Source organism: Streptomyces sp. SD15, from assembly GCF_054462255.1.
In genome coordinates, this window is sequence record NZ_JBTLMO010000108.1 from 1 (window position 1) to 8,391 (window position 8,391).

At 69.8% G+C, this 8,391-nt stretch carries 7 protein-coding genes and 2 pseudogenes; 5 read left to right on the top strand and 4 right to left on the bottom strand.

Annotated features, from left to right (window positions below; all coding sequences use genetic code 11):
• Positions 1 to 404 precede the first annotated feature (404 nt).
• Positions 405 to 695, top strand: a complete 291-nt coding sequence (locus tag ACX28W_RS43320; RefSeq protein WP_459005593.1) for a hypothetical protein — start codon at positions 405 to 407, stop codon at positions 693 to 695.
• Positions 696 to 839: 144 nt separating this feature from the next.
• On the opposite strand, the gene ACX28W_RS43325 is transcribed toward ACX28W_RS43320, so the two are convergent.
• From ACX28W_RS43325 to ACX28W_RS43335, 3 genes are all read right to left on the bottom strand, one after another.
• Positions 840 to 3,140: a SpoIIE family protein phosphatase gene (locus ACX28W_RS43325; RefSeq protein WP_459005594.1), complete on the bottom strand. Its 2,301-nt coding sequence runs from the start codon at positions 3,138 to 3,140 to the stop codon at positions 840 to 842.
• Between the two features lie 332 nt (positions 3,141 to 3,472).
• On the bottom strand, positions 3,473 to 3,796 hold the full coding sequence (locus ACX28W_RS43330; RefSeq protein ID WP_459005595.1) for a hypothetical protein: 324 nt from the start codon (positions 3,794 to 3,796) through the stop codon (positions 3,473 to 3,475).
• 78 nt (positions 3,797 to 3,874) lie between these two features.
• Positions 3,875 to 4,528, bottom strand: a complete 654-nt coding sequence (locus ACX28W_RS43335; RefSeq protein ID WP_459005596.1) for a type III effector protein — start codon at positions 4,526 to 4,528, stop codon at positions 3,875 to 3,877.
• 129 nt (positions 4,529 to 4,657) lie between these two features.
• Between ACX28W_RS43335 and ACX28W_RS43340 the strand changes: the two genes are divergently transcribed.
• The 4 genes and pseudogenes from ACX28W_RS43340 to ACX28W_RS43355 all read left to right on the top strand — a co-directional run.
• The gene (locus ACX28W_RS43340; RefSeq protein WP_459005597.1) at positions 4,658 to 5,089 is read left to right on the top strand and encodes an Hsp20/alpha crystallin family protein; all 432 of its coding nucleotides are present in this window, start codon (positions 4,658 to 4,660) and stop codon (positions 5,087 to 5,089) included.
• Positions 5,090 to 5,187: 98 nt separating this feature from the next.
• Entirely contained in the window at positions 5,188 to 5,583 is a 396-nt protein-coding gene (locus tag ACX28W_RS43345) for a DUF2267 domain-containing protein (RefSeq protein ID WP_459005598.1), read from the top strand.
• A 58-nt stretch (positions 5,584 to 5,641) separates the two neighbouring features.
• Entirely contained in the window at positions 5,642 to 6,079 is a 438-nt protein-coding gene (locus ACX28W_RS43350; RefSeq protein ID WP_459005599.1) for a DUF2267 domain-containing protein, read from the top strand.
• 643 nt (positions 6,080 to 6,722) lie between these two features.
• Positions 6,723 to 7,610, top strand: a pseudogene (locus ACX28W_RS43355) (PucR family transcriptional regulator); the annotation flags it as partial.
• Positions 7,611 to 8,025: 415 nt separating this feature from the next.
• Here ACX28W_RS43355 and ACX28W_RS43360 read toward each other — a convergent pair.
• A pseudogene (locus tag ACX28W_RS43360) lies at positions 8,026 to 8,304 on the bottom strand (transposase); the annotation flags it as partial.
• Positions 8,305 to 8,391: the final 87 nt, after the last annotated feature.

The following is an 8,391-nucleotide window of genomic DNA, read 5'->3' on the forward strand; positions in this document are numbered from 1 at the left end:
GCCTCGTGAGGCGGATCATCCTCGACCTGTTCGCCGGCCCCGGCGGCTGGAGCCACGCCCTCACCGTCCCCGGGGCCCGGGGCATCGGCCTGGAGTCTCGGATCTCGCCGCCGGCCGTGAGGAGGTCCGCCGGTGTACTGCGCCGAGCAGGCCCCGCTCGGCGCCCTCCTGTCCGAACCGCGGCGCCTCTGGCTAGGCAAGGTGCTCCGGATGGTTCCCGAGGGGCTCCGCCGTATCAGCCGCTATCACACACAGCCCCTATGAGCGGGGTCCTGGCTGTAGCTGTTTGACCAGGTGGAAGACCTCCCGGGCCGCATAGCGCTTGAGGCAACGGACGATTTCGCGTCGGGTCACCCAGCCCGGCCACGCCACTCGAGGCGGCCGGTGCGGCCCTCGACGCGATCATGGCCACCTTCACGGACGACCGCCGCGAGTTCAGCGCCAGGCTCCGCCCGGTCATCGTCGGCAACAGCGAACTGCAGGAGCACGCCGCCTTCAAGCGCGCCGGTCTCGCCGACGTCATGTCAGACGCACTCCACAAGCGCGCCGTACAGGAACCGACAGCGAGCCTTGCCGCCGAACTCGGCATCCGCGCCTTGGACCAGTGGGCCGATCCGACCAACCAGCAGACGTTCACCGAACTCACACGCAACGCACTCGACGAACTCCGCGCCGCGACAGCTGCACTCGACTGATTCGCTGCTCCGCCGGTCAACATTTGGCGGTCCTGGTTGAACGACGAGGACCTCGTCGGGTTGTTGAGCGCAAGGCAGATGTCGGCGATTCGAAAACCCTTGCGGTCATACCAAAGCCGCGCTGGGTTGGCAGCTCAGGTCCTTTCAGGACAGTGACTCCTCGGGCGTCCTCCCTGTTGACTGCTCTGCCCAGACGGTCTTTCCCTTGTCCCAGTAGCGGGTACCCCACTGGTCCGCGAGGGTGGCGACGATGAACAGTCCTCGGCCTGTCTCATCAATGGTGCGGGCGTGTTTCACGTGTGGAGCGCTGTTCGAGGCGTCGCTGACCTCGCTGGTCAGCATCTCGTCAAGGATCAGGCGTAGCTGCAGGGGCGGAGCGCCGTAGCGGACCGCGTTGCCGACGAGTTCGCTGACGATGAGCTCATTGGTGAACGCAATCTCCTCGTCCACGCCCCAGGCATCAAGTTGGCACCGGGCTGCCGCACGGGCGATCGGGGCGGCCTCGGGACCCGGCGGCAGGGAGAGGGCCAGCACTGGGGGCAGCGCTTTCGTACGCGCGAGCAGCATCAGTCTCTCGTCGGTCCGGTGGCCGTGTGTGAGCGCATGCGTGATGTCGTCGCGCAGCTCGGGCAGACTCCGCTTGCTGCCGCGGTCCAGGAGCGGGCGCAGTGGCCCTGCCAGGACCTCGTCTGCGAGTGCCGCGGTGGCCATGGCCAGGGTGGTGCCTTCGGGGAGGCTGACCGTGGTCGCGGGAAACGGGGCGTTGCCCGTTCCGGCGAGCAGGGGGCCTGGAGGCACGGCCAAGGTGGACGAAGTGCCGTCGGGGAAGACGGCCACTGGCTCCGGGAGACCGGCACGGGCGAGGGCGCACGTGAGAGTGACCGGGTCGTAGATCGCGATGGCGCAGCTGGCAGTGAGCGACTCACGGTGCAGGGGATCCCCGGGCGGCAACGCGGCACGTTCAGCTGCGAGACGGATCGCGGTGTCGCTCAACCGGGCCAGTAGCTCGTCGGGCCTCAGGTCCAGCGCGGCAATTGAGTGGAGCGCCGTCCGAAGTAGCCCCATCGTGACCGCCGCGGCGACACCTCGCCCAGCGACGTCGCCGACGACCAGCGCGGTCCGTGCGCCGGGCAACGCGATCGCGTCGAACCATACGCCGCCACCCTCCGGCCCTGGAAAGTGCAGTTGGCAGACCTCCACAGAGCTTGGCGTGGCTGGGCGCTGGGGCAGAAGCCTGCGCTGGAGAGTCGCTGCGATGGTCCGCTCACGGGTGTACCGACGGGCGTTGTCGATGCAGAGAGCCGCGTGCGCGCACACGTCGGACGCAAGCTGGAGGTCCTCCTCCTCGAAGGGATCTTCGTGCTGGTGGCGGTAGAAGCTGACTACCCCCAGAGCATGACCACGCAACGCCAGCGGTGCCACGATCAGAGAGTGGACATCGGACCGCCTGATGGAGTCCGCTCGGGCTGGGTCGGCGGCGAGCCACGCGCTGTCAGCGTCGATCGGGACGAGCCGTGGGCGGAGGTCGGAAAGTACGTGCGAGTAGGGGGTGCCGGATGGCAGCGGGCGCACGTCTCCCACCCGGTATGCCGAGATCCGTCCCCGGAAGGCTGTTCGGCGTAGGGGAACGTCCTGGTCGACGGGGACCAGTGGAGGGTCCTCGCCGCGGACGACGTCTTCGATGACTTCGACGACGGCGATGCCGGTGAAGGCAGGCACTACTGCGTCCACCAGTTCTCGGCACACAGCCAGCACGTCCAGCCGCCGCCCCACCCGTGCGCGGACCGTGCCCAGGAGGGCCAGGCGTTTCAGCGCGTTCTCACGCTCGGTAACGTCAACCGCTGACGCCACCAGACCGAGCACGTCCCCACGGCCGCCCTCCAAGCGGGCGAAGGAGACGGAGTAGATGCGGCGTCTATGCAGGCCAGGCGCTTCGCCGGCCCGGACGAGCCGGTTCAGTACCGGCACTCCGCTCTCCATGACCCTGTGAGCCACCGCGAGCTCTTCCTCAGGGTCTTCGAGTTCGAACGCCTCGGTGAACCGCTTGCCGAGCAGGTCTGCCACTGGCGTGTCGCGCAGCCAACGGGTGCCGGTGTTCATGCGGACCACGCGCAGTTGGTTGTCCAGGACGTACATTCCCACCGGGGACTGGGTGAACATAGCCTTCAAGACCGCCACGTCCTGCTGTGAAACGGCGTCCGCTGCAGCGCGTACCTGCCAAACAACGGAAGTGCCGTGCAGCACCGGCCTGACCAGCACCGGGGCCCCATCAGAGAGGCTGCCTCGACGCCCTCGGTCTCCAGCGCCGATCTCACGCATCAGCGCGACGACGGACTGGCCTACGGCTTCCTCTGCGGACCATCCGAACCACTCCTCTGCAAGACGCTGCCACTCGATCACCCGCCCGTCCTCAGCGATCATCATGAGCACGTCGCGGTCGGGCATCGAAAACACCTCCCGCTCTCGTCCCCGGGTTCATCCACCCCCCGGTCTGCGCAGTGCACTCCTCCACCAGTTCAAGCGCGTGGCGGCCCCCCGGCAACCCGACCCGGGCGCTTCAAGCTGTAACGGCAGGCTGATCTACCTCCTGAAGAGGAGGCCGCGATAGCCGCCCTCCCCTACTCCACAGACGCCGGACGCATGCCGTCGTGCAGGCGCTACCACCCGGACGCTGCCTTGGGTTCGACCCGCGAGACGCCGACACACCGACCGCTCTTGGCCACGGTCCAACAATCGCCATGTGCACGGCGACCGCGTTGTTCTTGTTCAGGCTTCACTCAGCTCCCGCCCAAGACTGACCCGCTCTCCACGTCGTACAGCACGAAGTAGACCGGGTCGGCCGAGGAGTCGGCGCGGATCTGGCGGGAGCGGATGAGACGGAAGACGGCCGCGCGGATCGCGTCGTACGTGCTGTCGACGATGGAGTGGTCCGGTCCCGCGGTGAGTGTGTCGGCCTTCACCGTCCACCGCCGGCCCTGCTCCTCGACGGCGACGAACACCTGGTGCTGCTGCTTGGCCCGCCGGTAGGCGGCGTTGAAGGCGTCGACGTCGGTGGCGTCCGGGACCAGGCCGGACGGACACGGTGTGGGCAGCGGCTGCATGAGGATCATCGTGCCAGGACCAGGAAGTACGCGGGATACCCGATGCCGGAACGGTCGCCTGCTCCGACGCGGGTGCGCTCAGTCGGGTGGGGGCGGGGCCGTGGCGGGACCTGTGAGGATGTCGAGTCGGGCGGCGAGGTCGGGGTGGGTGGTGGTCAGGTGGGGGCGGGTGGCGTTGAGGGGGTGGATGAGGTCGGCGGGGTCGTTGTGGGCGAGGGCCGCGTGGAGTTGGTCGAGCGGGTGGCGGGCGGCGGCGGGGAGGTCGGTGAGGGCGGTGATCTGGCCGGCGATGCGGCGCAGGTCGGCGGCGTTGCGGCGGGCCCATTCGGCTTGGGTGCGGTCGGCGGCGCGGCGTTCGCGGGTGGCCTGGACGCGTTGTTCGCCGGTGGTTCCGGCGGGGCCGGGCCGGTTGCGCAGGTAGCGGCGTTCGGCGGCCTGGCGGCTGGCGACGCCGAGGGGATGTGCGAGGTCGGCCCAGCTGGCTCCCGCGTGCCGGGCCGTTTCGATCAGGCCGGTCTCCCATCCGGCGAGCTGCTCGCGGACCTGCCGCAGCAGCAGCAGGGAGGCCAGGGCCCGCTCCGCGCCGGGGCTGGCGGCGGGGGTGTCGGAGGTCTCCTGCCGGGCGGCGTGCAGGGCGTCGTCTATGGCGTGCAGGGCCGCCGCGGCGGCGAGGAACGAGGCCGGGCTTCGGCCGTCGGCGCTGGACGGGGCCGGCTGGTCGGCTGCTGTCACGGGCACCTCCCTCGGGCTTGTCATCGACTGGACGACACCGTGTTTGTCATCCATTGGATGACATGTTACAACGGTTTCAGTGAAGCGCATTGGCAGCAACTGCCCGAACCTGCTGGAGGTGTTTTCACGATGTTGATGCGCACCGACCCCTTCCGTGAGCTGGACCGGCTGGCTCAGCAGCTGATGAGCCCGGGCACCTGGTCACGGCCGTCCCCGATGCCGATGGACGCCTACCGCGAGGGCGACCGGTACGTGGTGGCCTTCGACATCCCCGGCGTCAGCGCGGACGCGATCGACATCGACGTCGAGCGGAACATGCTGACCGTCAAGGCCGAGCGCCGGCCCGTGGCGAAGGCCGACGACGTGCAGATGGAACTGTCGGAGCGGCCGCTGGGTGTCTTCTCCCGCCAGATCGTGCTGGCCGACACGCTGGACCCCGAGCACATCGAGGCGGACTACGACGCCGGCGTGCTCACCCTGCGGATCCCGATCGCCGAACGTGCCAAGCCCCGCAAGATCGCCATCGGCGGCGGATCCGGCCGCAGGGAGATCTCCGGCTGACCCAAGGGCGACAAGGGCCGAACAGCGGCGGAGGACGGGTCACTGATCTCCCCCCTCTCCCGTCCTCCGCACCCCATCGACCGAAGAAGGTGGCGGCGGTGACCCTGCGACGCGAGGCGTTCCTCGACCGGGTGAAGGAACGCGGTGAGTACGACAGCCTGCAGGAAGCAGAACACGCGGCCCGTGTGGTGCTCGCCCTGCTGGGGGCGCACCTGGTCGGCGAGGTGCGCGCCCAGCTCGCGGCGCGCCTGCCGGAAGACTTCGCCCTGATCCTCCTCAACCCGCTGCAGAGCGCCGAGCCGCTGCCACCGGAGCGGTTCGTTCGGGCGACGGCGGCCTGGATCGAGGGGGCTACCGAGCAGACCGCGGCCTGGGACGTCAGCGCCGTCCTCTCCACCGCCGCCGATGCGGCCGGTGACGACCTGCTGGGGCAGATCCTGCTCCAGCTCCCCGCGGGCTACGACCTCCTCTTCGGACGCCCCCAGCCCGCCTGATCATCCACCCACTCACCCAGTGACCACCATCCCGGCGACAGAAAGGCAACCACAGCAAGTGTTCTCCGACCCGCGCGTCCCGCTGCAGCCTGTGCCCGCGATGTCGTACGAGCAGATGCTGGAGAAGGTCCGCTACGAAGGCGCCTACCCCACCCGCGAGCGGGCCGAGGAGGCCATCCGTCTGGTCGTCGCGGGACTGGGGCGCCAGCTGACGGGCGACGAGCGCGTCGAGCTCGCCGCCCGTCTCCCCTTCGAAGCCACACGCCTCCTCGCCGCTCAGATCCCCGACACCCAGCCCCTGACCGGCTGGCCCTTCGTCAAGGACCTCGCCGCCCGCGCCGAAGCCTCCCTGGCCACCACCCGCTGGGACACCGGAGCCGTCTTCGCCGCCGTCGCCGCCCTGGCCGGCCCCGACCTCCTCACGCGCATCCTGCACCAGCTCCCTTCCGGGTTCGCGCTGCTGTTCGCCCGCGCCGAACTCAACCCTGCCGCCTGAGCGCGCCGTGTCCGTCCGTCGCGGGCGCGTTGGTCACGGTGACGCGTACACGGGTTGCAACGACCCCACGGGACTCGTGCCGCGGGCGCCGGGGCCGCAGATACCCGTTCCCCCTTCCTGGCCGTCGATCGAAGCCCGGGTCCGCCCGGGACCAAGGCTTCGTGCTGCCCCGCACGCTGGGAGACGGTGGGGGCGGGGCGGGTGTGGACGTGACGGGCTGCCGGGCCGGCGGCAGCCCAGGAGCGCGGCGCCCGCACCGCGCGGTCAGCGACCAGGCCAGGGATGACGGCCGGCAAGGATCGCCCACTCCTCATCCGGCCGGCCCGGTACGAGACGGCCGTCCGTCTCCCACCGCAGGGCGAGTTCGGTGAAGGTCGGCCTTCAACACGCTGAACTTGACAGGGAACGCACCTGGTCCAACGACACCACCCACGCGATCCACGAATCACAGACCCTGCGCATCGAGCGCGTCCACGAAGCCCACCCACGCGAGACCTCGTCCTCCCCGGGTGCCCGACGCCGACGACGGGCCAGCGGCTCTTCGTCCTGCGCGGCCTGTTGCCTGACGACGCCGACCACCGCCTGCCGCACCCGGCGCCGCAGACGCCGGGAGCCGAGGGCGGGCAGTGAGATCAGTGCGACCCCGCACGGCGAGATCCTGGGCGTGCTGGCCCTGGTCGATGCCCGGGACGAGGCCGACGAGCACACCCTGTTCGCGCTGGAACACGCCGCCACGTCGCTCGCCCTGGAGCTGGCGCACCTGCGTCATCTGGCCGAAGTGGAGCTGAGGCTGCACCGCGAGCTGGTCGACGACCTCCTGGCAGGGACGGACGAGGCGAGCGCCTACGCCCGGTCCGAGGCAGTCGGACACGACCTGCACCGCAGCCACTACATCGTCGTGGTGCAGTGGTCGAACCGGACCGCGGACGATTCCTTCGCGCAGACCGTGGGCCGGGCGGCCTCTGCCGTGGGCATGCGCTCGCTGCTGACCCGACGTTCCGACCACGTGGTCCTGGTCGCCGACGACAGGCCGCACGCCCGCGCACTGTACGAGGCGCTCGCCCTGGAGACCGGGACACGATCCGGGACGATCGGGGTGAGCGCCCCTTGCGACTCCCCGGACGACATCCCCCACCGCTACCAGGAGGCGCAGCGCGCCCTGGAAGTGCGCTGCCACTCCCGCGAGCGCTACGGCACGACGTTCTTCGACGAGCTGGGCCTCTACCGCATCCTGGGACCTGGCAACGATTACCGGGAACTGGAGACGTTCGTTCACGAGTGGCTCGGGCAGCTCATCGACTACGACTCCCGGCACCACACGGCCATGGTGGAGACCCTGTCCCGGTACTTCGACTGCGGCGGCAACTACGACGAGACCGCCGAATCCCTCGTGATCCACCGCAGCACGCTGCGCTATCGGCTCCAGCGCATCCGCGACATCAGCGGCAACGACCTCGCGAACGTCGAGGACCGGCTCAACCTCCAGGTGGCGACCCGAGTGTGGAAGATCGTGCTGGGCGGACCCGGCTGATGCTCTGCTAGAACGGTTGTGCGAGCGGTACCGGGCGGCAGTTGGTCGGGCTGCCCTGCGACAGCGCTGCAGTGGGTGGGTAGCCCTTGCTGGCGGTCTCGGCGGGCCGGCCCGGTCCGCAGACGGAATCCGCGACTGCGGGCGCGGTGGCGGCCGGCGGAGGGGCCGCGGGCCGGGGCGGGCGCCGGCGGAAGCGCTGAGCGATCTCTTCAAGGTGGGCCCGGGCAGCGTAGTCCATCGCCTGGTCCGCCGCGGCATGGAAAAGCGGCACTCGTCCTGGAGACAGACAAGCCGGACAGCGTCCTCGACGAAGTACTGCGCATGCTCCGCCAAGTCCGCGCCGAGCGCGTGGCGGGCGGCGCCCCCACCAAGGCGCCCTGAAGCAGGCTGCAAACTCGCCCAGTCACGACAGCCCCTATGAGCAGGGTCCTGACTGTAACTGTCTGACCAGGTGGAAGACCTCCCGGGCCGCATAGCGCTTGAGGCAACGGACGATTTCGCGACGGGTCTTGCCCTCCTTGATCCGGCGCTCGTAATAGTTCTGAATGCGCGGGTCGACCCGCAGACGGGTGAACACGATGCGATGCAGCGCGGCATTGGCCTGCCGGTCGCCACCACGGTTGAGGCGACGGTACTGCCGACGCCCCGAGGAACGCTCGACGGGACTGACCCCGCACAAAGCGGCGAAGGACGCCCTGCACGCTCTTCCTGACAGTGTCGCCCGGGCTGGGCACGGGGAACGCGCTGGTGGTGATGCTGCTGGTGCAGCTCGGGTGGTGGC